Genomic DNA, 22,954 nt, shown 5'->3' with positions numbered 1-22,954 from the left:
GGGGGGCACTCCGCGCCCGCAGACCACGCACCTGCCGACCACCGGCGGACCGGGGTCGGACGGGACTCACCCGCACGGGCATTACGCGGGCGGGTCCTACGCGGGCGCGTCTCACATGGACGGGGACGACACCGCGCGGGAGGGCGAGGCCTACTCGCCGCCCGACGAGGCGACCCTGACACGTCGCTGGCGCATCATGGCCGGCACGGGGGCCGTGGCCGTGGTGGTGATCGCACTGTTGTCCGCCTGGATGCTCGGCGCGCTCGCCGGTGGCGGTGACGACACGCCACTGTCCCAGCAACTCGACGCGATCGAACGCGCCGCCCAGGAGAGCAGGTCGGCGGCGACCGAACAGCCGACCCCGGACGGCTCGGAAACGGGGGAGGCCGAGCCCACCCGGGCGGCGCCCACCACACCCGTCAGGGTCCTGGATGTCACGTCGTGGCAGCCCGCCGGGTCACCCGGCGTCGCCGAGAACTCCTCGAGTGCCCCGAACGTCGTCGACGGTGACAGGTCGACCTCGTGGTCCACCGACACCTACCGCAACCAACTCGGTGACGGCGGAGCCGCCTACAAGCCCGGGGTGGGGCTCCTGCTGACCCTCGACGGCGAGCAGGAGACCCGCCGCGTGGTGGTGCACTCGGCGGACGACGGGGTGGAGTTCGAGGTACGGATCGCCGAGAGCTCCTCGCCGGACTCACTCGACGACACGACCCTGCTCGGTGAGGGGACCATCCGGGATGGGTCGGGCACCGTGACGATCGACGATCCCGAGGACGCGGAGTATCTGATCGTGTGGTTCACCAGACTCGGAACCTCCGGGCCCGAGTCGTTCAGCGCGTCCATCAGCGAGGTACAACTCACCCGGTGAGCCCCCGCGGCCACCTCGTCCGGGGGCCGCCGACCTCGCCGCCGTCGCCGAGGTGGCAGCCCCACCGGGGCACGCTCCGCGTTAACGTGAGCGCCGTGAACACCAGTGCCGTCGACGACTTCTCCGCGGTCACGGGACGCCCCATCACCACGGCCGGGTCCCCGCTCACCGATGTCGAGCTCCTCGATGCACACGTCGCCGGGGACCCTGACGCCTTCTCCGCCCTGGTCCGGCGCCACTACGACTACCTGTGGCGGCTGGCCATCCGGACCTCCTTCAACCGCGAGGACGCCGCCGAGGCGCTGCAGGACGCGCTCGTCTCGGCTTACCGGAAGGCGGACACCTTCCGCCACGCCTGTCCCGTCCAGGGCTGGCTCTACCGCATCGTGGTCAACGCCTGCCTCGACAAGATGCGGGCCCAGCGCCTGCGCACCCACTCCGAGCTGACACCCAGACTGCACGAGGAGATCTCACTTCGAGATCACTTCTACCAGGATCCCGCCTACGCGATCATCGTCGCCGAGGCGCTGGCGGAGCTGCCGCCCGACCAGCGTGATGCGGTCGTCGTCGTCGACATGCTCCGCTGCTCGGTGGCCGAGGCCTGCCACCTGCTCAACACCCGCCCCGGCACCATCAAGAGCCGGTGTTCGCGGGGGAGGGCGAAGCTCAGCGTGCTCCTCGAAGGGGTCACCCTCACCGGTTGAGGGAACAACACGGACCCGCAGGGTGTTGTCGCCATAGTAGATCCGGTTCAACCGCCCACCCGCCAAGGAGCCCGAAAAACCCATGAGCGACACCCTCCACGACGTCATCATCGTCGGATCCGGCCCGGCCGGGTACACGGCCGCCATCTACTCCGCCCGGGCCGAGCTCGCCCCTGTGGTGTTCGAGGGTTCGCAGTTCGGCGGCGCGCTCATGACCACCACGGAGGTCGAGAACTTCCCGGGCTTCGCGGAGGGCATGATGGGCCCCGACCTGATGATGCAGATGCGGGAGCAGGCGGAACGTTTCGGCGCGGACCTCCGCATGGAGGACGTGACGTCGATGGACCTGGCCGGCGAGGTCAAGATCGTCCGGGTGGGCCAGGAGGAGCACCGGGCTCGCGCGGTGATCCTCGCGATGGGCGCAGCCGCACGCTACCTCGGCGTCCCCGGGGAACAGGAGTACCTCGGGCGCGGCGTGAGTTCGTGCGCGACCTGCGACGGATTCTTCTTCCGCGACAAGCCGATCGTCGTCGTGGGTGGTGGCGACTCCGCTATGGAGGAGGCGACCTTCCTCACCAAGTTCGGCTCATCCGTGACCGTCGTCCACCGACGGGAGGAGTTCCGCGCCTCCAAGATCATGCTCGAGCGGGCGAAGGAGAACGAGAAGATCTCGTTCGTCCTCAACACCACGGTCGACGAGGTCCTCTCCGGCGCCAGCGGAACCGTCGAGCGCCTGCGTCTGCGCAACACCGTCACCGGCGAGACCAGCGAACTCGAGACCGCGGCGATGTTCGTCGCGATCGGCCACGACCCGAGGTCCGAGTTGGTCCGAGACCAGGTGGAGGTCGATGAGGACGGCTACGTGCTTACAGGGCAGACCACCGCCACCTCGATCCCGGGTGTGTTCGCCTGCGGCGACCTGGTGGACCACCGCTACCGGCAGGCCATCACCGCTGCCGGTTCGGGGTGCGCCGCCTCGATCGACTCTGAACGTTGGCTCGCCGAGCAGGCCTGACACCCAGCGCCGGCGTTCCGGACCCCTGAGACCGCGTCACCCGGATCCGCACACCTCACCCCGAAAGGACCCACCACAATGGCCGTGAACACCCCGAACATCATCGACGTGACCGAGGACGACTTCGCCGAGTCCGTCCTCGCCGCCAGCGGGTCCAAGCCCGTGCTGGTGGACTTCTGGGCCACGTGGTGCCGTCCCTGCACGATGATGGCCCCGGTTCTCGACGAACTCGCCGGTGCGGAGTCCGACAAGCTGACGGTCGCCAAGGTCGACGTGGAGACCAACCAGGAGCTCGCCGCCGAGTACCAGATCACCGCCATCCCGGCGATGCTGCTGTTCTCCGAGGGAAAGCCGGTCAAGCGCATCACCGGCGCCAAGTCGAAGTCCGCGCTGCGCACCGAACTCGGCGACGTGCTCTAGCCGCCGCCCCACTCGGGTGCGTGCCGGGCACGTCCGCGCCTGAGGCGGTAAGTTCATCCGGGTACCCAGTCGAGTGGAGCGGAGGAGAACCATGGCGTGGCGACGCGGTGACCGTGGGCCCGAGGTGGCCTCGATCCGGGCGACCCTCGCGGGTATGGGCCTGCTGCACAACATCGATTCCGTCGGGCTCACCGAGCCGGAGACGGGTTCGGTCCTCGCCCGGACCGATGCCGTCTTCGACGCCGATCTGGAGACCGCCGTGCTGGCGTTCCAGCAAGCCCGTGGACTGATCTCTGACGGCATCGTGGGCCCGTCGACCCAGGCGGCGCTCCGCGACGCCACCTACGTTCTGGGGACCCGCGACCTCAGTTACATCGTCTCCAAGCCCATGGCCGGGGACGACGTCGCGCAGTTCCAGCGACGGCTCGGTGAGCTCGGCTTCTACGCGGGACTGGTCGACGGGACCTTCGGGCCTCTCACCCACGCCGCCGCGACCGATTTTCAGAGGGACTGCGGTCTTCACCCCGACGGCGTCGTAGGCGCGGAGACCCTTGACACCCTGAGCAAGTTCTCGACGCTGTTCAAGGGTGGCGACGTCTCGTCGCTGGTCGAACGAGAGCGCGCGCGGACCTCCGGCCCGATGCTCGCCGGCAAGCGTATCGTGCTGGATCCCGGGCCCAGCGGGTCGGAGAACCCGATCCGCATCGACACCCCGCTCGGAACGATCACGGATGCCGAACTGTTGTGGGACATCACCCGCCGGCTCTCTGAGCGGATGAACCAGGCCGGCGTCGAGGTCTTCCTCTCGCGACCCGAGGCCATGATCCCGACGGACCCGGAACGGGCCGAGATCGCCAACGCGTTCAACGCCGATCTCATGATCTCTCTCCGCCTGGACCGGCATCCCAACCCGGTCGGCAACGGGATCGCCACGTTCTACTTCGGCAACTCCCTGGGAGCCGAGTCGATGCTCGGGGAAGCTCTGTCCGGCTTCATCCAGCGGGAGATCGTCAGTCGTACCGACCTCCGTGACTGTCGCACCCACGGGCGGAGTTGGCCGCTTCTCCGGATGACGCGGATGCCCTCCATCCAGATCGTCCTGGGGTACGCCCACAATCCCGGTGATCTGTCCATCCTCGGGGACCGTGCGGCCCAGGACACCATCGTCGACTCGATCCTGGTCGGGGTGAAGCGTCTCTACCTCCTCGACGAGGACGATCACCCCACGGGTTCCATGTCCGTCAACGAGCTGATCGACTACGAGCAGCGTCAGCGGGACTGACGGCGCGCCCGTGGGGCCTGAGGGGCCGCGAGCGGGATGTCCTCACCGTGCCGCGCGGTCGCCCCGGACAACACCCGCAGAGTCCTGGTGGCGAATCCCCGCTCGGCGAAGAGCTGATCGAGCGCTCTCTCCACGTCGGCCTTCCAGAGGTGATCGCTCTCGATGTCGAGGCGGAGTCGAGGATGGGTCTCGTGCTCGGCCACCACGGTGAAACCATGCTCGACGAGGAAGCCGGTCGGCGCGATGCACGACTCGGAACCGCATATGTCACGTGACAATACGTCCCCGGTATCCGAGGCCGAGATCCCGAATGCCTCGATCGCCTTGATGCCGCGTCGGCGAAGGTCGGACACCACCGCGTCGAGCAGCGAGGTGGGAGCACCGCCCGGCGCGCCATCTTCGATACTCATCCCCGCCAGCAGGATGGCGTCCGAGCCCACCGGTGACGTCGGGAAGCATGCTGCACGAGGAACCATGGCCGGCGGCGCATAGAACGCAGCGCCGGTCGCGCGGTCACCCTCACGCGCGACCTGACCGCACACTCCCCATTCCAGGGAGACGTGCGAGATCCAGGCCTCCTTCTCGAACTCCGGATCTCCCGGCTGATCGTCGCTGTGCTGCCCATCGGTCTGCCAGTACACGCACCTGCGAGCACGCGGTCCCAACTGGTCCACGGCCGAGAGGTCGAGTGGTCGGATCGAGTTCATCGTGACGGACCCGGCGACCCGCCCTCGAGCAGCGTCAGGACCCGGTGGAGATCGTCGGCGTCCCCCACATCTATGGTGATCCGTCCCTTACGCCGGCCCATCGTGACGGACACCGAGGTCTCGAAGCGGTCGGACAGTCTGCCCGCGACCGCCTCCAGCTCGGGGTTCCGGCGTCGGCCCTGACGAGTGGGGGAGGTAGTCGGGGCGGGGCCGTTCCCCTCTCTGTTCAGCAGCGTGACGATCTCCTCAGTCGCCCGGACCGACAAGCCCTCCGCCACGATCCGCGCTGCGAGTTCGTCCTGGGCCGACACCCCGGCTTCCACTCCGAGGAGTGCCCTCGCATGTCCCGCCGACAAGACGCCCGCGGCCACTCTGCGCTGGACTGCGGTCGGCAACTGAAGGAGGCGAATGCTGTTGGTGATGGCCGGTCGGGATCGACCGATCCGGTTCGCGAGTTCGGCCTGGGTGACGTCGAACTCCTCGAGCAGTTGCTGATATGCCGCCGCCTCCTCGAGGGGATTGAGCTGGACCCGATGGATGTTCTCCAGAAGTGCGTCCCGGAGCAGGTCTTCGTCGTCGGTCTGCCGGACGATCGCCGGAACGGTCTGGAGCTCCGCCCGCTGGCTCGCCCTCCACCGCCTTTCACCCATGATGAGCTGATAACGATCGGCCGCGATCTCGCGGACGACGATCGGCTGGAGGAGCCCGAACTCCTTGACCGAGTGTGCCAGCTCGGCCAGTGCCTCCTCGTCGAAGTGAGTCCGCGGCTGTCTGGGGTTGGGTTCGATCGCGGAGGGGGCGATCTCACGGTAGACCGCCCCCGGATCCACCAAGTCGTCGGTTTCACGTGAAACCGTGGTGTCGTCGGCATTCTGGGCGGCCGGTCGTTCACCCGAGCCCGCAGGGGATGCCGTGGCGGACGGGGCGGGGCCTGACCCTGTCGACCGCGGTTTCGGGGGAGTGGTCCTGGGCCCACCGCTGCGCGGCCCGAGGATCACGTCTGCCGCGTCGCTACCCAACCGCGGACCTTCGTCCGGTCCGGTGGGGATCAACGCCGCCAGCCCACGACCGAGCCCGCCCCTCCGTTGCTGACTCATCGCGTGCCCTCCGTACCGGTCGATGCCCGGGTGGCCTCACCATGTGACGCCACCCGATCACTGCGCTCGTTCAGCTCTTTCGCCGCATCCAGGTACGCCAGCGCCCCTCGGGATCCCGCGTCGTACTGGAGTATCGTCATCCCGTACCCGGGCGCCTCAGACACCTTGACGCTGCGTGGGATCACAGTCCGCAGGACGGCGGCGCCGAAATGGTTCCTGACCTCTCCCGCGACCTGTTCGGCGAGCTTGGTGCGTCCGTCATACATCGTCAGCATGATGGTGGAGATCCGGAGTTCCCGGTTGAGGTGCTGCTGGATCAGTTCCACGTTGCGCAGCAGCTGGCCGACACCCTCGAGGGCGTAGTACTCGCACTGGATCGGGATGAGGACCTCACTGGCGGCCACCATGGCGTTCACGGTGAGCAGCCCCAGAGAGGGCGGACAGTCGAGGAAGACGTAGTCGATACCCAAGGACACCAGGTCGTCCATGTTGAGGACCTCGGCGAGCCGGCGTTCCCGGTGTTCCAGCCCGACCAACTCGATCTCCGAACCCGCCAGATCGATCGTCGCCGGGATACAGAACAGCCGCTCAGCGTGCGGGCTGCGCTGCATGAGATCCTCCACAGCGCTCTCCCACATCAGAAGCTCATAGCTCGACGGCGTCCCCTCCCGGTGGTCCACTCCGAGTGCGGTGCTGGCGTTTCCCTGCGGGTCCATGTCGATCACCAGGACCCCGAGTCCACCGAGCGCGAGAGACGCCGCGAGATTGACTGTCGAGGTGGTCTTTCCCACGCCGCCCTTCTGGTTGGCGATGGTGATGATCCGGGGATGGGATGGCCTGGACAGCGGGGGAGAGTCCCCGTGCAGAAGCTCGTTCGCCTGCCGCGCGGCGGCGAAGATCGGCGTCTCGTGTTCGGACATCCGTCACCTTTCAACTACGTGTGAGGGCAAGTGGGGCCCAGAGGTCTTCACGGCGTATGGGCGCGTTGTCAGTGTTTCACGTGAAACCGACATCCACCCCCGCGAGCCATGCAGTCACCGCCCACCACGAGAACCACGCACGCGGGAGCGACTGCCACGGCTACCCACTCTAGTCGTGAGGGTAGCGATGACCAGCCTCGTCTCCTCGGCATCCGGCGCGGATACGATCTCGACCTCCACGTCGTCGAACCCGAGTCGCCGGAGCGCATGCCGGTCCCTCTCCACCTCGTCGGCGGCGGACGCCCCCTTCAACGCCACCATCCTCCCACCCGATCGGAGCAACGGCGCAGACCACCCGGCGAGCTTGGCCAGCGGGGCCACGGCGCGGGAGGTCACCACGTCTGCTCCGCCCACCTCGGCGACGACGGACTTCTCCTCGGCTCGTCCCCGGACGACCCGGACGTCTATCCCGAGATCGTCGACCACCTCCTGGAGGAACGTGGACCGACGGAGCAGCGGTTCGACCAGGGTCACACGGAGGTCCGGACGAGCGAGAGCCAGGGGGATACCAGGAAGTCCGGCCCCGCTCCCGATGTCCACCACTGTCTCGCCGTCGGCCAGCGCAGCGGCGGCGGCCGCGCTGTTGAGGACGTGCCGGTCCCACAGACGTGGGCGTTCGCGGGGCCCCATCAATCCTCGCTCCAGGCCCGCGGTCGCCAGGAACCGGACATACTTCTCGGCGAGCTCGAGGCGGTCACCGAAGACCGACTCCGCCCCTTCCGGCACCCCGGCAGCATCCTCCGCCACAGGAGAGGGCGGGGTCTCCTCCGAGACCTCGCCCGGGGGATCTGTCACACGATCACCTCGCTCGCCGTCACGTGTCGTTTCTCCGGCAGTGTCCCTATTCATCTTCCCCACATCCGTATTCGGCAGATGGACCGACCGGTTTCACGTGAAACCACGTCGGAATAACACACGTGTAAGACGTCGCCGCTCCCGGCCACCGCCCGCGCACGACACAGGGGCGCGGGCTGCCCGCCCACGCCCCTGCACATCCCGCCGAGCCACCTCCCGCGGACCCACGGCCTCAAACGAGAAGTCACTCCGGCAACACAATGACCCTTCGATTCGGCTCGGCGCCCGTCGAGTCCGACGACACGCCGTCGATCTCCGCGATCGCGTCGTGGATGATCTTCCGCTCGAACGGCGTCATCGGTTCGAGTTCCTCGGACTCCCCCGTCTCGAGCACCCGTTGCGCAGCCACCCGGCCGGCCTCCGTCAGTGCCTCCCGCTTGGCGGCCCGCCATCCCGAGATGTCCAACATCAACCGACTTCGATCGCCCAACTCCTGCTGGACGGCCAACCTGGTCAGCTCCTGGACCGCGTCCAGAACCGAGCCGTCCGATCCCACGAGGAGATCGAGGTCCTCACCGCCGTCAATGCTCACGACCGCGCGGTCACCCTCGACGTCGAGATCGATGTCCCCGTCGAAATCCAAGATGTCCAAGAGCTGTTCGAGGTAATCGCCGGCCACCTCGCCCTCCTCGACAAGACGCTCCTCCGACACCTCGATGTTCTTCTTCGACATGGATCCGCCTCCGTCATCACCGCCGATCGCCGGTCCCGTCGTGGCCGGCGAGTAACTCTCCCAAGTATGGGACAAGGTCCCCGATCGCGGAGAATCGGGGACCTTGTCGGCCGTCTCACTGACCCGGGGTCAGCGCTTGCGTTTCTTCTTCTTACCCTTGCCGCCTCCGCCGCCACCCTTCTGGGCGGGGCGGGTGCGTTGGCCGCCGGGTCGTTGAGGTCTCTGACCCGGCCTCGGGGCGGAGCCGGGAGCCGACTCGGGAGCATCGCCGACGACCGCCGGGGCCGCTGTCGTACCGTCGTCGTCCGGCGAAGCGACGCCAGTGGCCGCTGCCTGTGGCGCCACGGCGGTACCCGCCGCGGACCCCCGGCCCCTCTTCGGATTGACGGGCTTCACCCCGACCCTGGGCGCGAGGGACTTCTGCTCCTCACGGCGCTTGAGGGCGGCGGCGTCATCCTCCTTGGCCATCTTCTCGAAGAGGTAGTACTGCTGACCGAGGGTCCACAGGTTGTTGGTGACCATGTAGACGAGGATGGCCAGCGGCCAGAACGCACCGGTGACCAGGATGCCGATGGGGAAGGCCCACAGCATCAACTGGTTCATGATCTTGGCCTGCGGGTTCGCCGCGGCCTCAGGGGACTGGCGCGAGAGCGAGATCCTCGCGTTGAGGTGGGTCGTGACCGCCGAGATGATCATCAGCGGGATGGCGACGACGATGATGTTCCACCGCTGGAAATCCAGCGCCGCGCCGGGATCGACGAACGCCTGGAACTGCTCGACGGGTTGGGAGATGAACGAGGACAGGGGAGAGCCGAACAACCGGGCGTCGAGGAAGCTCTGGACCTCGTCCGCATTGAAGACGTAGTTGCCGGTGTTCCGCGTCTCCTCCGCGGTCATCCCCAAGGCGCCGAAGTTGTTCCCCATCCGGTTGAAGGACCGCAGGACGTGGAACAGACCGAGGAACACCGGGATCTGGATGAACATCGGCAGGCATCCCAGAACGGGGTTGAACCCCTCGGCCTTCTGCAGCTTCCGTGTTTCGGTCGCCAGCTTCTCCCGGTCGTTCTTGTACCGTTTCTGCAGCTCCTTCATCCGCGGCTGCATCTCCTGCATCTTCCGCGAGAAACGGATCTGCTTGGCCGCCGGCCAGAACAGCAGGATGCGGAGGGTCACCACCAAGAAGATCACGGAGAGTGCCCAGATGGCGCCGTTGGAATCCGGTGCCTCCACCCAGGGGAGGAACCCCCCGAGGAACGCGAAGATCTTGTGCCAGAACCAGAGGATCCCGGAGATCGGGTAGTAGACCAGAGGGTCGGTGATGAACGACATCGGTGGTGGAGTCCTAGCTTCGTTCGGGATTGTCGGGATGCTGGTGGCCCCCGGAATGGTCAGGGGCGCGGGGTTCGGGGACCGGATCCCAACCGCCGGGAGTCCACGGTCCGCACCGCAGCAGACGCCACACCGCGAGCCACGTCCCGTACCACGCGCCGTGCACTCGAACCGCCTCGACAGCGTAGTTGCTGCAGGTGGGTTCGAACCTGCAGCTCGGCGGGGTCAGCGGCGAGATGCCCTTCTGATAGAAGTCGAGCAACCACAGCAGTATCCGGGCGACGGGGCCCTGTCGGCTCTCGGTCATCGCCCTGCCTCCCGGGCCCGCGACACGGCGGAGGTGAGACCGGTCCGCATGTCGCGGAGTAGATCGGCGTGGGAGGCCGAGGCGGCAGCCGGATTGGCCCGGACCACAACCAGGAGATCGGAATCGAGCCCGGGGAGGACTTCCGATGCGATGTGACGAAGCCGCCGGCTGACACGGTGGCGGGTCACCGAGTCCCCGACGGCTTTACTGACGACCAGGCCGAAACGAGGTCCGCCCACGCGGACATCGGAGGAGTCCACGTGGGCGTGTACGACCATGGTCCGGCGGCCCTTCCTGGCACCCCTTCGCACCACCGCCGCGAAATCAGCGGACCGGTGGAGCCGATGGGTCCTGGGAAGCACACGCCACCCCGACCCGGATCAGGCCGTCAACGAGGCGCGGCCCTTGCGGCGACGGGCGCCGACGATGCCGCGGCCGGCGCGGGTGCGCATCCGGAGCCGGAATCCGTGCACCTTGGCACGACGACGATTGTTCGGCTGGAAAGTCCGCTTGCCCTTGGCCATGGCTGGCTCCTCACGTGAAGTAGGCGCCTCGTGTGCGCCCGATCCGGTTCCTGATGACGTCGAAACACCGCTGTCGGGCGGTACCGCGACGCGACGCGCGCCCCTCAGGCGCGCGACAGACCGTTCAAGATTACGCGCATGACGGCGTGCCCACCAAACCGCTCGAAACCACAGGCACCATCCGTACCATCTCGCTGGCCACCGCAACACGCCGGGACCGTCGGTGCTTGACATCCGCCCTCCAGTTGATCTTGAGGGTTGCCCACGAGTTCACGGTGTTGTTACCGTCATTCATCATCGAGCCCCACGGGGGCCGCCTAACGTCACGACAATGCAGAACGACCACGCAGAACCCACGTAGAACGACGACGCACGAGATCCCACCTTCGCACCACCCAGTCCGAACCCGTCAAACGGGGGCGGTCTGTCTTCCACATCTGTGGACAACCGTGTGGATACCTCAGTAGACCTGGGTCGGAGCCTGTGGATAGAGTGTGGTGCCCGGTCGGGTCAGATCGCCCGGTGCCCCGCAACCGCTTCCCATCGACGAGAGGAGACCGCACACCGTGTCTCCCGATCTCGAACACGTGTGGAGCGCGGTTCTCGACAAACTGACCGACCCCTCTCTGGCGAGCGACGACAACCCGGCTCTGTCCCGCCAGCAACAGGCCTGGCTACGCCTCGTCCAACCCATCGCCGTGGTCAACGGATTCGCGATGCTCGCCGCCCCGTCGGCGTTCGCGAGGGACAACATCGAATCGATCCTCCGCGGACCGATCACCAGGGCGCTGAGCTCCCAACTCGGAGAACCGGTCGATCTGGCGGTCAAGGTCGACACTTCGCTCGCCGGCCAGCGCAACCACGTCGACGTCGACGAGCCACCGATCGACGTCGACGACATCCACCGACCGGTGCCGGAGCAGGCCCAGGCCGATTCCACCCCTCGTCCCACGCGGATGACCGAAGAGCAGATCGCAGCGGAACGGCTGCTGCACGGCAGCGATCGCGACGAGGCCCTGTCAGCGGCGACCGCCCCGGGTCTCAATGAGCGATACACGTTCAGCGCTTTCGTCCAGGGCAACTCGAACCGGTTCGCTCGCGCCGCCGCACTCGCGGTGGCCGAGGCCCCCGCACGGGCGTACAACCCGCTGTTCATCTGGGGAGAGTCGGGGCTAGGGAAGACGCACCTGCTCCACGCCATCGGGCATTACTCCCTGCGGATGTACTCCGAGCAGAAGGTCAAGTACGTCTCGACGGAGGAGTTCACCAACGACTTCATCAACTCCGTGCGCGACGGCCGCCAGAACATGTTCAAGAAGCGGTACCGCGAGGCGGACATCCTCCTGGTGGACGACATCCAGTTCCTGATCGGTAAGGAACAGGTGCAGGAGGAGTTCTTCCACACCTTCAACACGATCCACAACGCGCAGAAGCAGATCGTGATCTCCTCCGATCGTCCCCCCAAACAGCTCCAGCCACTCGAGGACAGGCTGCGTACCCGGTTCGAGTGGGGTCTGATCACCGACATCCAGCCTCCAGAGCTCGAGACGCGCATCGCGATCATCGACAAGAAGGCCAAGTCGGAGAACTACGTCGTCCCGCGGGACGTCCTGGAGCTCATCGCCACCCGGGTCCAACGCAACATCCGCGAGCTCGAGGGAGCGTTGATCAGAGTCGTCGCGTTCGCCTCCCTCAACGGACACGATATCGACGTCCCGTTGGCGGAGGTCGTCCTCCGCGACGTCGTCTCGGACGACGACTCCCTGCAGATCTCCGCAGCGACGATCATGGCGGTCACCGCGGAGTTCTTCTCGACCAGCATCGACGAGCTCTGCGGCACCTCGAAGACGCGGTCCCTCTCGCGCGCCCGACAGATCGCCATGTATCTCTGCCGAGAGCTCACCGACCTCTCGCTGCCCAAGATCGGGGTCACCTTCGGCGGTAAGGACCACACCACGGTCATGTACGCCCAGCGCAAGATCCTCAAGGAGATCAAGGACGACCGCCGGATGTACGACCAGATCCAGGAACTGACCGCCCGGATCAAGGAACGCTCGCGGTCCCTCTGACCGCCTTCCGACCATCCTCCTGGCACGTCTCGGGCCCCTGCCCGCCGAACCGCGTCCGCCAGCCCCGAGCCCGGCGTCCGGGGCGCTGCGCCGCCGTCTCGGACCGCCCGTCTACCACTGCCGTCCGGAACGAGAACCCCACCCGCTGGGCGGAGCCGACGCGCACCGATACCCATATGTGACCCCCCTCACACCACTGGCATCACCCTTCACAGCTGTGGACAACCCTGTGGTTTTCTGTGGACCGACGGTGGACAGACGGTGGACCGAGACAGGTGATTCCACTGTCGTCTCGGGCAAGTCACAAGATGAGCCGGATCGGTCCACATGCATGATCTGGCTCTGACCTGCACAGACAGCCGTCGGTTCACAAATTCACAGGACCTACTACTACTTCTTGTCTCTCTCTAGAGTTCTTGTAAGAAGTAGGGATGTGGAACGGCGAGCCTGCTTGACCGGGTTACAGGAGTCCGTGTGTCCACCGTCGGTGCGAGCGGTTACTCTCATGGAGATGATCCGCCGGACCCCGTCGGACGCCAGTCAACGACACCAGCGAACACAGTTGCCACCGCCGCGAACAGGCCCGCCGTCCGGATGCCGGCGGCGTGCACCCCGCCCAGAAAGAGGTCACCGATGGAGATCACGGATCCGACGTTCCGCGTCACCCGCGAGGACTTCGCCGATTCGGTGGCCTGGGTCGCGCGGACCCTCCCGTCCCGACCGTCCGTGCCGATTCTCGGTGGCGTGCTCCTCGAGGCGGACTCCGGTCTGACGATCTCCGGATTCGACTACGAGACCTCCGCACAGGTGTCGGTCCCGGCGGAGGTCTCCGAACCGGGCAGCACCCTCGTGTCCGGCCGGTTGCTGGCCGACATCGCGCGGGCCCTTCCCGACCGTCCAGTCGAGGTGACGGTGAGTGCGCAGAAGATGTACATCACCTGTGGCTCCGCCAAGTTCACCCTGCCCACGATGCCCGTCGAGGACTACCCGCAGCTCCCGGCGATGCCCGGGGTCACCGGCTCGGCCGCGGTCGACGCGTTCTCCGAGGCGGTGGCCCAGGTCGCGGTCGCGGCGGGCAAGGACGACACGCTCCCGATGCTCACCGGCATCCGGATGGAGATCGAGGGGCCTCGTGTCACCCTCATCGCCACCGACCGGTTCCGCCTCGCGATCCGGGATCTCGAATGGGAACCCGCTCGCGAGGACGTGTCGGTCGAGGTGCTGATCCCGGCCAAGACCCTGTCCGACGTGACCCGGTCAGCCGGTCAGGGAGGGCGAGTCGATCTGAGCCTGGGGGCAGGTTCCGAGGTGGGCGCGGACGGCATCATGGGGGTCCTGGTGTCCGGCCAGCGCACCACGACCCGGTTGCTCGACGCCGAGTTCCCCAAGGTGCGCCAACTCCTGCCCACCCAACACACCTCGATGGCCCTCGTCCAGGTCGACGACCTGGTCCAGGCCATCAAGCGAGTCGCCCTGGTGGCGGACCGGGGAGTGCAGGTCCGGATGGCGTTCTCGGACGGGGAGGTCGCACTCTCCGCGGGCGGCGACGACGCGGCTCAGGCTTCCGAGACCCTCCCGGTCGACTTCCTCGGTGAGCCCCTGACCATCGCGTTCAACCCCGGTTACCTGCTCGACGGGCTCGGCAGCATGCATTCGGCCCGGGTCGCGTTCGGATTCACCCAGGCCAGCCGGCCCGCGGTCCTTCGGCCCGCGCCCGAGGCCCTGCCCTCCCCGGAGGCCGACGGTTCCATCGCGCCCGTCGAGTCGGACCACACGTATCTGCTCATGCCGGTCCGTCTGCCGGGCTGACCGCGCTGTCGCGACACCGCCGGTATGCACCTGCGTCATCTCAGGCTTCTGGACTTCCGCTCGTGGCCGCTGCTCGAGCTGGAGCTGCACCCGGGGGTCACCACACTGGTGGGGCGCAACGGGCACGGGAAGACCAACGTCCTCGAAGCCGTGGGCGTGCTCTCGACCCTGAGATCCCACCGGGTGCCCACCGAGGCTCCGATGATCCGGACCGGTGCGGAGACGGCCATGATCGCCGCGCTCGCGCACAACGCCGGGCGTGAACTCACCGTCGAGCTGGCACTCAACTCCGGAAGAGCGAATCGCGCGCGGCTCAACACCTCGCCGTGCCGCCGCCTCGGGGACATCCTCGGCGTGGTGCAGTCCGTGCTGTTCGCACCCGAGGACCTGGCACTGGTCCGGGGGGAGCCCGCCGAGCGGCGGAAGCTGCTCGATGAGCTCCAGGTCCAGCGTCGGCCCGCCCACGGGGGTGTCCTCACCGAGTACTCCTCGGTGCTCCGGCAGCGCTCCGCCCTGCTCAAGTCCGCCTCCGGCGTCCTGCGCCGCGGGAGGGGAGAGGGCGCGGACGCGGCGCTCGAGACCCTCGACGTGTGGGACGGCCGCCTCGCCCACCTCGGTGCGAGGATCGTCGCGGGGCGGATCGCCCTGCTCGCCGAACTACGGCCGCTGGTCGCCGACGCCTACCGGCGATTGGCTCCGGAGTCCCGACCGGCGGACCTGGCCTACCGGTTCCGCGTCGCCACCCCACCGGACGAGGCCGAGCTCGCCGATCCGGAACTCGTCGAAGCGGTCCTGCTCTCCGAGTTGGGCCGCCGGCGTCAGGACGAGATCGACCGGGGGATGTCGCTCGTCGGGCCGCACCGGGACGAGGTGGTCCTGTCCCTGGGCGACGAACCGGCCAAGGGCTTCGCGAGCCACGGCGAGACGTGGTCGTTCGCCCTGGCGCTGCGCCTCGGGTCACTGGAGTTGTTCCGCGCGGACGGGGTCGAACCCGTTTTGCTCCTCGACGACGTGTTCGCGGAACTCGACCGGCATCGTCGAGCAGCTCTCGCCGAGGCCGCGACCGGGGTGGAACAGGTCCTGGTGACGGCGGCGGTCGGCGACGACGTGCCGGACGGTCTGAGGGGGACCCGTCATGACGTGGTGATGACGGGCCAGGGAGCCGGTCGTCATTCGGTTATCACGGCGACGGACAGTGGGGTGCACTAGTGACCGATGACCATGCCGGGCGGCCGATAGCACCGTCTGAGGAGCCGAAACGTGGTTATGACATCGCCAGACAGGCCCTCGAGGAGGCTCGGAGTCGTGCCCGGGCGGACGGCAAGCAGATCGGGCGCGGCCGAACCGGACCGGTAGGGGGCGGCAAGCGCCTGCGCAGACGTGGCTGGACCGGTTCGGGCGCCGACCCCTGGGATCCCCAGCCGCTCGGGCGGCTCGTCGGCCAGGTCGCCAGGAGGCGGGGATGGGACGACAAGGTCGCCACCGGCAGGCTGTTCGCGGAGTGGGACCGCATCGTCGGGGAGGACGTGTCCGCGCACGCGACCCCGGAGCGACTGGAGGAGGGTGTGTTGTACGTCCGCGCCTCCAGCACCGCGTGGGCGACCCAGCTCCGGCTCGTGGCGGCCGACATCCTCCGCAAGATCGCCGCGGCCATGGGGCCGGGTCACGTCCGGCGCCTCAGGATCGAGGGGCCCGACAAGCCGAGTTGGCGGAAGGGCCCGTTGCACGTGTCCGGTCGCGGACCCCGGGACACCTACGGCTGACGGGCGGGACCCGGTGGGCGTCCATCGGGGCGTGTTGGCGAGCCCGGGGACCCCACGAGGGTTGTCGCAGGTAGACTGGGCCGGTCCCAGACCCCCGAGACGCGAGGAGTTCGCACGTGGCGGACGCCAAGAGCAAGGCCAGCACGCAGGGCGCGAACGACTACGGTGCGTCGTCGATCACCGTTCTCGAAGGACTCGAGGCCGTCCGGCTGCGTCCGGGCATGTACATCGGCTCGACCGGGCCCCGCGGTCTGCACCACCTGATCTGGGAGGTGGTCGACAACTCGATCGACGAGGCCATGGCCGGTCACGCGACGGGCGTCAAGGTCACCCTGCTCGAGGACGGCGGCGTCGAGGTGATCGACGACGGGCGCGGCATCCCCGTCGAGATGCACGAACAGGGCATGCCCACCGTGCAGGTCGTGATGACCCAGCTGCACGCCGGCGGCAAGTTCGATTCCGACTCCTACGCGGTCTCCGGTGGACTCCACGGTGTGGGAATCTCGGTGGTCAACGCTCTGTCCACGCGGGTCGAGGTACAGATCAAGCGTGACGGACGCCTGTGGCAGCAGGACTTCAACATGGCGGAGCCCGAGGAGCTCGTGGACGCCGGCCCCGCGGAGGGGACCGGGACCCGCGTCCGCTTCTGGGCGGACGCGTCGATCTTCGAGACCACCGAGTACGACTTCGACGTGGTCGCCCGACGTCTCCAGGAGATGGCGTTCCTCAACAAGGGTCTGACCATCACGTTGACCGATCGACGGTCACGCGCGGAGCAGGCCGCCGAACTCGACGCCATCGCGGACAGCGAAGGTCGTGGATCCGATTCCGCGCCCGGTTCCGACGAGGGGTCGGACCTCGAGCACGCGGTGGACGCGGAGAAGGCGTTCGTCGAGGGGGCCACCGACGCCGCCGACGCGGCCGAACGGTCCGAGACCCAGACCACCGAGGCCCCCGACGCGGCCAAGGTCCGCGAGCGCAAGCGCACCTTCCACTACCCCGAGGGCCTCAAGGACTACGTCACGGCGATCAACAAGTCCAAGACCGCGATCCACCCGACGATCCTCTACTTCGAAGGCAAGGGCACGGGCCACGAGGTCGAGGTCGCGATGCAGTGGAACTCCGGGTACTCGGAATCGGTCCACACCTTCGCCAACACGATCAACACCCACGAGGGCGGAACCCACGAAGAGGGCTTCCGCGCTGCGCTGACCTCGCTGGTGAACAAGTACGCGCGCGACAAGAAACTGCTCAAGGAGAAGGACCCCAATCTCACGGGGGACGACATCCGCGAGGGTCTCGCCGCAGTCATCTCGGCCAAGATCTCCGACCCGCAGTTCGAGGGGCAGACCAAGACGAAGTTGGGCAACACCGAGGTCAAGGGTTTCGTTCAGCGGCAGGTCGCAGAACACGTCGGTCACTGGTTCGAGGCCAACCCCGCCGAGGCCAGGGTGATCGTCAACAAGGGCATCGCCTCGAGCCAGGCCCGCGTCGCCGCGCGCAAGGCCCGTGAGATGGTCCGCCGGAAGTCGGCGACCGACATCGGGGGGCTCCCCGGAAAGCTGGCCGACTGTCGGTCGAAGGACCCGGCCAAATCCGAGTTGTACATCGTGGAGGGTGACTCCGCCGGGGGCTCGGCCAAGTCGGGTCGGGACTCGATGTTCCAGGCGATCCTGCCGCTGCGCGGGAAGATCATCAACGTCGAGAAGTCCCGGATCGACAAGGTCCTCAAGAACACCGAGGTCCAGGCCATCATCACAGCCCTGGGTACGGGTATCCACGAGGAGTTCGACCTCGAGAAGCTGCGCTATCACAAGATCGTGCTGATGGCCGACGCCGACGTCGACGGTCAACACATCTCCACGCTTCTGCTCACCCTGCTGTTCCGCTTCATGAGGCCACTGGTGGAGAACGGAAACGTCTATCTGGCGCAGCCGCCCCTGTACAAGCTCAAGTGGGGTAAGGGCGAGCCGGATTTCGCGTACTCGGACCGGGAGCGCGACGAGCTCCTGAAGATCGGTCTGGAGAAGAAGCGCAAGATCAACGTGGAGGACGGGATCCAGCGCTACAAGGGTCTCGGTGAGATGAACCCCAAGGAACTGTGGGAGACGACCATGGATCCGACGGTCCGTACGCTCCGCCTGGTCACCCTCGAGGACGCCGCCGCCGCCGACGAACTGTTCTCGATCCTCATGGGCGAGGACGTCGACGCGCGTCGCAACTTCATCACCCGCAACGCTCGCGACGTCCGCTTCCTCGACGTCTGATCCCCTGCGTCACAGGCTCCCGCAGTCGTTCGGGGCGAGCTCACCTGCCAGCCGGCGGGTGACGAAATCCAGGGCTGCCGGGAAGTTGGTCACGGCCGCCGCGGCGTGCGTGACGCCGGCGACGGGCGGGGTCGTCTCATAGCGGAAGTGCACGGCCGCTCCCTGTTCGCACCAGTCGCGGGCGAGCTGCTCGACCTGCCGAAGCGGGATGATGTCGTCGTGGACCCCCCCGGCCACCATCACCGGGACGTCCGGCCGGAGTCGGCCGATCCGCTGATGATCGAGGACCCGCAGCGCCTCGGGCTCGGAGCGGATCAGCTCTCCGAGGCTGCGGCCCGAGTGTGTCCATTCGTGAGTGGTACGCATGCCGTACGCGGAGCGCAGGTCGAGGGTGCACAGACCCGCGATGTCTGCGAGCGCGACCCGCCCGGCGTCGTTGACCTGGCGGTCGACCACCTCCCGGACGGCGGGAAAGCGCTGGGACATCCCGTTGATGGCGTACCCGATCGCGCCGGTGAGCGTGGACCCGTCGATATGGTCGAGCACAGCTAGCAGATCCGCCGGGGGAGCGGAGGCGTAGGCGGCCCGCAGGTCGACGTCCGGGGCGTACACGGGTGCGAGTTCCGCAGCGGCCGCGGAGGCACCTCCACCCTGGGAGTGGCCCCAGAACACCACCGGAGCGTCCCCGCTCAGAGCGCGTGCGGCCCGGGCGCCGTCCAGCATGGCATGCGCCTGTTCCACCCGGTCGGAATAGGTGTGGACGCCTGGAGTACCGAGGCCGATGTAGTCGATCACCATCACCCGGAAGCCCTGGGCGGCCAGGACCAGCGCGAACGCCTGCTCGTACGAGGGCACCGCGCCCCCGGTCTGCGGGTTCACGCCGAGCGCGGTCTCGAGATGCCGGGACGGAGCACACGCATCGCCCTGACCCTGCGTGCCGGGACCGATCACGATGGTGGGCCGTGGGCCGGGACCGTTCCACGGTGCGGTCGAGTCGTACAGTGCACCCGAGGTGGCGACCGGTCGTCCGTCGACGTCTGCGGACTGGTACACGATCCGCTGGGCGCGAGCGGGCAGCGGCGAGGGCACCTCGGGGAGCCCCGGCAGGGACACGGCCAGGGGGAGTCCGGAGGACTCGGCTCTCAAGACCTCTCCCGGGGCGCCGACGGGGAGGCCCCGGGTGTCGTAGAAGCCACCCGGTCGGTCGAACTGGACGCTGTCCCGGTTCGCGCTCACCGGTGTCGAGGGTTGCGCGCCAGCGGTCGCGAGGACGCCGCTGACGAGCGCGAAGACCGCGGCTCCTGCCACCGCCACGAGACGACGAGTGCGGAGGCCGGGTTCACTGAGGACTGGCGACATGACGGAAATGTTACGTGCGCCACATCGCGCGGGCGCGGAAATCCGTCGAGACGACGCCGGACACAGGGACGACACGGACCGTGGGCCTGACGACGAGGTGATAATCGGGTGGCCGAGGCGTGCCCTCGAGCCCGTTTCCGCAGGACCTATAGACTGGGTGGGTCGTACGGCCGCCGTCTGAGCACGCGTGTGCCCGCGACATCGTCTGCGAGAGAAGCCAGCGCGACGAGGAACCGAAGAGGAGCCCATGACGGACACGACGTTGCCGCCCGACGCCGGGGGACACGACCGCATCGAGCCGGTCGACATCCAGGCGGAGATGCAGAGAAGCTACATCGACTACTCGATGAGCGTCATCGTCGGGCGGGCGCTCCCGGACGTCCGGGACGGCCTCAAACCCGTCCACCGTCGCATCCTCTACGCGATGTGGGACAACGGCTACCGGCCCGACCGCAGCTACGTCAAATCCGCGAAGCCCGTCGCCGACACCATGGGTAACTACCACCCCCACGGTGACTCGGCGATCTACGACACCCTGGTCCGGCTCGCCCAGCCCTGGGCGATGCGCTACCCGATGGTCGACGGCCAGGGCAATTTCGGTTCGCGCGGCAACGACGGCGCGGCCGCGATGCGCTACACAGAGTGCAAGATGACCCCGCTCGCCATGGAGATGGTGCGGGACATCGACAAGAACACGGTCGACTTCCAGCCCAACTACGACGGCAAGACCACGGAGCCGGCGGTCCTGCCGTCCAGGGTCCCGAACCTGCTGATCAACGGATCCAGTGGCATCGCGGTGGGGATGGCCACCAAGATTCCGCCGCACAACCTCCGTGAGGTCGCCGAGGCCGTCTACTGGGTTCTGGAGAACCCGGACGCCGGGGACGAGGAGGCGCTCGACGCCTGCATGGGATTCATCAAGGGACCCGACTTCCCGACCCACGGGTTCATCGTCGGCGACCAGGGCATCAAGGACGCCTACACCACCGGGCGAGGGTCGATCCGGATGCGCGGCAAGACCTCCATCGAGGAGGACGGCAACCGCACCATCATCGTGATCACCGAGCTGCCCTACGAGGTCAACCCGGACAACATGATCCTGTCGATCGCCGAGCAGCTGCGCGACGGCAAGATCGCCGGCATCTCGAAGATCGACGACGAGTCGTCCGACCGTGTGGGTCTGCGGATCGTCATCACGCTCAAGCGTGACGCCGTCGCCAAGGTCGTGCTGAACAACCTGTACAAGCACTCACAGCTGCAGACCTCGTTCGGCGCCAACATGCTGTCGATCGTCGACGGTGTGCCGCGGACGCTCCCGATCCACCAGCTGGTTCGCCTGTACGTCGCGCACCAGATCGAGGTCATCGTCCGGCGCACCCAGTATCTGTTGGACGAGGCCGAGCGACGCGCCCACATCCTGCGCGGACTGGTCAAGGCACTCGACGCGCTCGACGAGGTCATCGCGCTGATCCGTCGATCACAGACCGTCGACATCGCGCGGGAGGGCCTCAAGGACCTCCTCGACATCGACGACGACCAGGCCCAGGCCATCCTCGACATGCAGCTGCGTCGTCTCGCGGCTCTGGAGAGGCAGAAGATCGTCGACCAGCTCGCCGCCATCGAGCTGGAGATCGCCGACTACAAGGACATCCTCGCCCGCCCCGAGCGTCAGCGCGCCATCGTCGGCGACGAGCTGCGCGAGATCGTCGAGAAGTACGGCGATGACCGCCGCACGGTGATCATCCCCGCCGACGGCGACGTCACCGACGAGGACCTGATCGCCCGCGAGGACGTCGTCGTCACCATCACCGAGACCGGGTACGCCAAGCGGACCCGCACGGACCTCTACCGCGCCCAGAAGCGTGGCGGCAAGGGTGTGCGCGGCGCGGAGCTCAAGCAGGACGACATCGTCCGGCACTTCTTCGTCTCCTCCACCCACGACTGGCTGCTGTTCTTCACCACCAAGGGCCGGGTCTACCGGGTCAAGGCCTACGAGCTCCCGGAGGCCAGCCGCACCGCGCGGGGACAGCACGTGGCCAATCTCCTGGCGTTCCAGCCGGAGGAGCGGATCGCCGGGGTCATCCGGATCAAGGGCTACCAGGACGCTCCGTACCTCGTGCTGGCCACCCGCAACGGCCTGGTCAAGAAGTCGCGTCTCGAGGACTACGACTCCCCGCGGTCGGGCGGCCTCATCGCCGTCAACCTCCGTGACGGTGACGAACTCGTGGGTGCGGCGCTCGCCGGCCCCGAGGACGACCTCCTCCTGGTTTCCGAGAAGGGTCAGTCGATCCGCTTCCACGCCAACGACGACACGCTCCGTCCCATGGGACGGGCCACGTCCGGTGTCATGGGGATGCGGTTCAATGACGGCGACGCGCTGTTGAGCATGTCGGTCGTCCGCTCGGAGATGGACGAGAACCAGCTCTTCCTCCTGGTGGCCACCGAGCGCGGGTACTCCAAGCGCACCGCGCTCGCCGAGTACGCGGCCCAGGGCCGGGGCGGAAAGGGCGTGCTCACGCTCATGTTCGATCCCAAGCGCGGCAAGCTCGTGGGTGCGACGATCGTGGAGTTGCAGGACGAGCTCTACGCCATCACCTCCAGTGGTGGCGTGATCCGAACGTTCGCCAAACAGGTCCGCAAGGCGGGCCGTCAGACCAAGGGCGTGCGTCTGATGAACCTGGCGGAGAACGACGCGCTGCTGGCGATCGCCCGCAACGCCGACGAGCCCGACGACGACGACCGGCGCGATGCCGCGTCCGAGAAGGAGTAGAGGGCGATGACCGAGTCGAGCGACGGACCCGGGAGCGGCCCGGCACCCAAGGGTTCCACCCCTGCGCCGGGCTTCGGCGGGTCGGCCGGATACCCGACCGGGTCGGAGGCCCCCGTCGGGGAGACCGCCCCCGACGACGCGGGCGCGACCGCG

Annotated in this window: 20 protein-coding genes and 1 pseudogene; 11 read left to right on the top strand and 10 right to left on the bottom strand. The window is 67.7% G+C overall.

The window, feature by feature from the left end; translation table 11 throughout:
• From G6026_RS05255 to G6026_RS05235, 5 genes and pseudogenes are all read left to right on the top strand, one after another.
• Window positions 1-871: pseudogene (locus tag G6026_RS05255) on the top strand (hypothetical protein); the annotation flags it as partial.
• Window positions 872-966: 95 nt separating this feature from the next.
• Window positions 967-1,575 carry an RNA polymerase sigma factor SigM gene (sigM, locus tag G6026_RS05250; RefSeq protein WP_231750421.1) on the top strand — a complete coding sequence of 203 codons (609 nt, stop codon included), beginning with the start codon at window positions 967-969 and terminating at the stop codon, window positions 1,573-1,575.
• Between the two features lie 82 nt (window positions 1,576-1,657).
• On the top strand, window positions 1,658-2,590 hold the full coding sequence (gene trxB, locus G6026_RS05245) for a thioredoxin-disulfide reductase (RefSeq protein WP_107757877.1): 933 nt from the start codon (window positions 1,658-1,660) through the stop codon (window positions 2,588-2,590).
• A gap of 78 nt (window positions 2,591-2,668) precedes the next feature.
• Window positions 2,669-3,010: a thioredoxin gene (gene trxA / locus G6026_RS17110; RefSeq protein ID WP_107757878.1), complete on the top strand. Its 342-nt coding sequence runs from the start codon at window positions 2,669-2,671 to the stop codon at window positions 3,008-3,010.
• A 91-nt stretch (window positions 3,011-3,101) separates the two neighbouring features.
• A complete protein-coding gene (locus G6026_RS05235; protein ID WP_107757879.1) occupies window positions 3,102-4,292 on the top strand; it encodes an N-acetylmuramoyl-L-alanine amidase in 1,191 nt (396 codons plus the stop codon).
• Here the strand turns inward: G6026_RS05235 and G6026_RS05230 are convergent.
• The 9 genes from G6026_RS05230 to rpmH form a co-directional block, all read right to left on the bottom strand.
• Complete coding sequence (locus tag G6026_RS05230; RefSeq protein ID WP_182612421.1) at window positions 4,280-4,999, bottom strand: hypothetical protein; 720 nt, start codon at window positions 4,997-4,999, stop codon at window positions 4,280-4,282. The genes G6026_RS05235 and G6026_RS05230 overlap by 13 nt on opposite strands.
• Window positions 4,996-6,096, bottom strand: a complete 1,101-nt coding sequence (locus tag G6026_RS05225; RefSeq protein WP_107757881.1) for a ParB/RepB/Spo0J family partition protein — start codon at window positions 6,094-6,096, stop codon at window positions 4,996-4,998. Before G6026_RS05225 ends, G6026_RS05230 begins: the two co-directional genes overlap by 4 nt.
• Window positions 6,093-7,016, bottom strand: coding sequence for a ParA family protein (locus G6026_RS05220; protein ID WP_107757882.1), 924 nt, complete (start codon window positions 7,014-7,016; stop codon window positions 6,093-6,095). The genes G6026_RS05225 and G6026_RS05220 overlap by 4 nt, the downstream gene beginning before the upstream one ends.
• A 114-nt stretch (window positions 7,017-7,130) precedes the next feature.
• Window positions 7,131-7,925, bottom strand: a complete 795-nt coding sequence (gene rsmG / locus G6026_RS05215; protein WP_182612420.1) for a 16S rRNA (guanine(527)-N(7))-methyltransferase RsmG — start codon at window positions 7,923-7,925, stop codon at window positions 7,131-7,133.
• 190 nt (window positions 7,926-8,115) lie between these two features.
• Window positions 8,116-8,604, bottom strand: coding sequence for a R3H domain-containing nucleic acid-binding protein (locus tag G6026_RS05210; RefSeq protein WP_107757884.1), 489 nt, complete (start codon window positions 8,602-8,604; stop codon window positions 8,116-8,118).
• A gap of 129 nt (window positions 8,605-8,733) precedes the next feature.
• Entirely contained in the window at window positions 8,734-9,933 is a 1,200-nt protein-coding gene (gene yidC, locus G6026_RS05205) for a membrane protein insertase YidC (RefSeq protein ID WP_107757885.1), read from the bottom strand.
• A 13-nt stretch (window positions 9,934-9,946) separates the two neighbouring features.
• On the bottom strand, window positions 9,947-10,240 hold the full coding sequence (yidD, locus tag G6026_RS05200; protein ID WP_107757886.1) for a membrane protein insertion efficiency factor YidD: 294 nt from the start codon (window positions 10,238-10,240) through the stop codon (window positions 9,947-9,949).
• A complete protein-coding gene (gene rnpA / locus G6026_RS05195) occupies window positions 10,237-10,602 on the bottom strand; it encodes a ribonuclease P protein component (protein ID WP_107757887.1) in 366 nt (121 codons plus the stop codon). Before rnpA ends, yidD begins: the two co-directional genes overlap by 4 nt.
• Before the next feature lie 18 nt (window positions 10,603-10,620).
• Window positions 10,621-10,764, bottom strand: coding sequence for a 50S ribosomal protein L34 (gene rpmH / locus G6026_RS05190; RefSeq protein ID WP_007629603.1), 144 nt, complete (start codon window positions 10,762-10,764; stop codon window positions 10,621-10,623).
• 587 nt (window positions 10,765-11,351) lie between these two features.
• On the opposite strand from rpmH, the gene dnaA reads away from it, so the two are divergent.
• The 5 genes from dnaA (at window position 11,352) to gyrB (ending at window position 18,672) form a co-directional block, all read left to right on the top strand.
• Window positions 11,352-12,833, top strand: a complete 1,482-nt coding sequence (dnaA, locus tag G6026_RS05185) for a chromosomal replication initiator protein DnaA (RefSeq protein ID WP_231750614.1) — start codon at window positions 11,352-11,354, stop codon at window positions 12,831-12,833.
• Window positions 12,834-13,466: 633 nt separating this feature from the next.
• A complete protein-coding gene (gene dnaN, locus G6026_RS05180) occupies window positions 13,467-14,642 on the top strand; it encodes a DNA polymerase III subunit beta (RefSeq protein ID WP_107755233.1) in 1,176 nt (391 codons plus the stop codon).
• A gap of 24 nt (window positions 14,643-14,666) precedes the next feature.
• On the top strand, window positions 14,667-15,851 hold the full coding sequence (recF, locus tag G6026_RS05175; protein ID WP_182612419.1) for a DNA replication/repair protein RecF: 1,185 nt from the start codon (window positions 14,667-14,669) through the stop codon (window positions 15,849-15,851).
• Complete coding sequence (locus G6026_RS05170; protein WP_182612418.1) at window positions 15,851-16,405, top strand: DciA family protein; 555 nt, start codon at window positions 15,851-15,853, stop codon at window positions 16,403-16,405. The genes recF and G6026_RS05170 overlap by 1 nt, the downstream gene beginning before the upstream one ends.
• A gap of 116 nt (window positions 16,406-16,521) precedes the next feature.
• A complete protein-coding gene (gyrB, locus tag G6026_RS05165; protein WP_182612417.1) occupies window positions 16,522-18,672 on the top strand; it encodes a DNA topoisomerase (ATP-hydrolyzing) subunit B in 2,151 nt (716 codons plus the stop codon).
• Between the two features lie 9 nt (window positions 18,673-18,681).
• Here gyrB and G6026_RS05160 read toward each other — a convergent pair whose 3' ends face one another.
• Window positions 18,682-20,031 carry an alpha/beta fold hydrolase gene (locus G6026_RS05160; RefSeq protein WP_194305359.1) on the bottom strand — a complete coding sequence of 450 codons (1,350 nt, stop codon included), beginning with the start codon at window positions 20,029-20,031 and terminating at the stop codon, window positions 18,682-18,684.
• A 247-nt stretch (window positions 20,032-20,278) separates the two neighbouring features.
• Here G6026_RS05160 and gyrA point away from each other — a divergent pair, with 247 nt between their 5' ends.
• Window positions 20,279-22,801, top strand: a complete 2,523-nt coding sequence (gyrA, locus tag G6026_RS05155; protein ID WP_107755237.1) for a DNA gyrase subunit A — start codon at window positions 20,279-20,281, stop codon at window positions 22,799-22,801.
• Window positions 22,802-22,954: the final 153 nt, after the last annotated feature.

Origin of the sequence: Dietzia sp. DQ11-38-2, assembly GCF_014145055.1 — a bacterium.
GTDB lineage: Bacteria > Actinomycetota > Actinomycetes > Mycobacteriales > Mycobacteriaceae > Dietzia.
The sequence above is the reverse complement of the archived record's forward strand: the minus strand, read 5'-3'. Positions and strand labels throughout refer to the sequence as shown.

Coding starts and splice junctions, on each gene's coding strand:
- trxB (WP_107757877.1), top strand. CDS start 1,658: ATGAGCGACACCCTCCACGACGTCATCATCGTCGGATCCGGCCCGGCC.
- trxA (WP_107757878.1), top strand. CDS start 2,669: ATGGCCGTGAACACCCCGAACATCATCGACGTGACCGAGGACGACTTC.
- G6026_RS05235 (WP_107757879.1), top strand. CDS start 3,102: ATGGCGTGGCGACGCGGTGACCGTGGGCCCGAGGTGGCCTCGATCCGG.
- G6026_RS05230 (WP_182612421.1), bottom strand. CDS start 4,999: ATGAACTCGATCCGACCACTCGACCTCTCGGCCGTGGACCAGTTGGGA.
- G6026_RS05225 (WP_107757881.1), bottom strand. CDS start 6,096: ATGAGTCAGCAACGGAGGGGCGGGCTCGGTCGTGGGCTGGCGGCGTTG.
- G6026_RS05220 (WP_107757882.1), bottom strand. CDS start 7,016: ATGTCCGAACACGAGACGCCGATCTTCGCCGCCGCGCGGCAGGCGAAC.
- rsmG (WP_182612420.1), bottom strand. CDS start 7,925: ATGAATAGGGACACTGCCGGAGAAACGACACGTGACGGCGAGCGAGGT.
- G6026_RS05210 (WP_107757884.1), bottom strand. CDS start 8,604: ATGTCGAAGAAGAACATCGAGGTGTCGGAGGAGCGTCTTGTCGAGGAG.
- yidC (WP_107757885.1), bottom strand. CDS start 9,933: ATGTCGTTCATCACCGACCCTCTGGTCTACTACCCGATCTCCGGGATC.
- yidD (WP_107757886.1), bottom strand. CDS start 10,240: ATGACCGAGAGCCGACAGGGCCCCGTCGCCCGGATACTGCTGTGGTTG.
- rpmH (WP_007629603.1), bottom strand. CDS start 10,764: ATGGCCAAGGGCAAGCGGACTTTCCAGCCGAACAATCGTCGTCGTGCC.
- dnaN (WP_107755233.1), top strand. CDS start 13,467: ATGGAGATCACGGATCCGACGTTCCGCGTCACCCGCGAGGACTTCGCC.
- recF (WP_182612419.1), top strand. CDS start 14,667: ATGCACCTGCGTCATCTCAGGCTTCTGGACTTCCGCTCGTGGCCGCTG.
- G6026_RS05160 (WP_194305359.1), bottom strand. CDS start 20,031: ATGTCGCCAGTCCTCAGTGAACCCGGCCTCCGCACTCGTCGTCTCGTG.
- gyrA (WP_107755237.1), top strand. CDS start 20,279: ATGACGGACACGACGTTGCCGCCCGACGCCGGGGGACACGACCGCATC.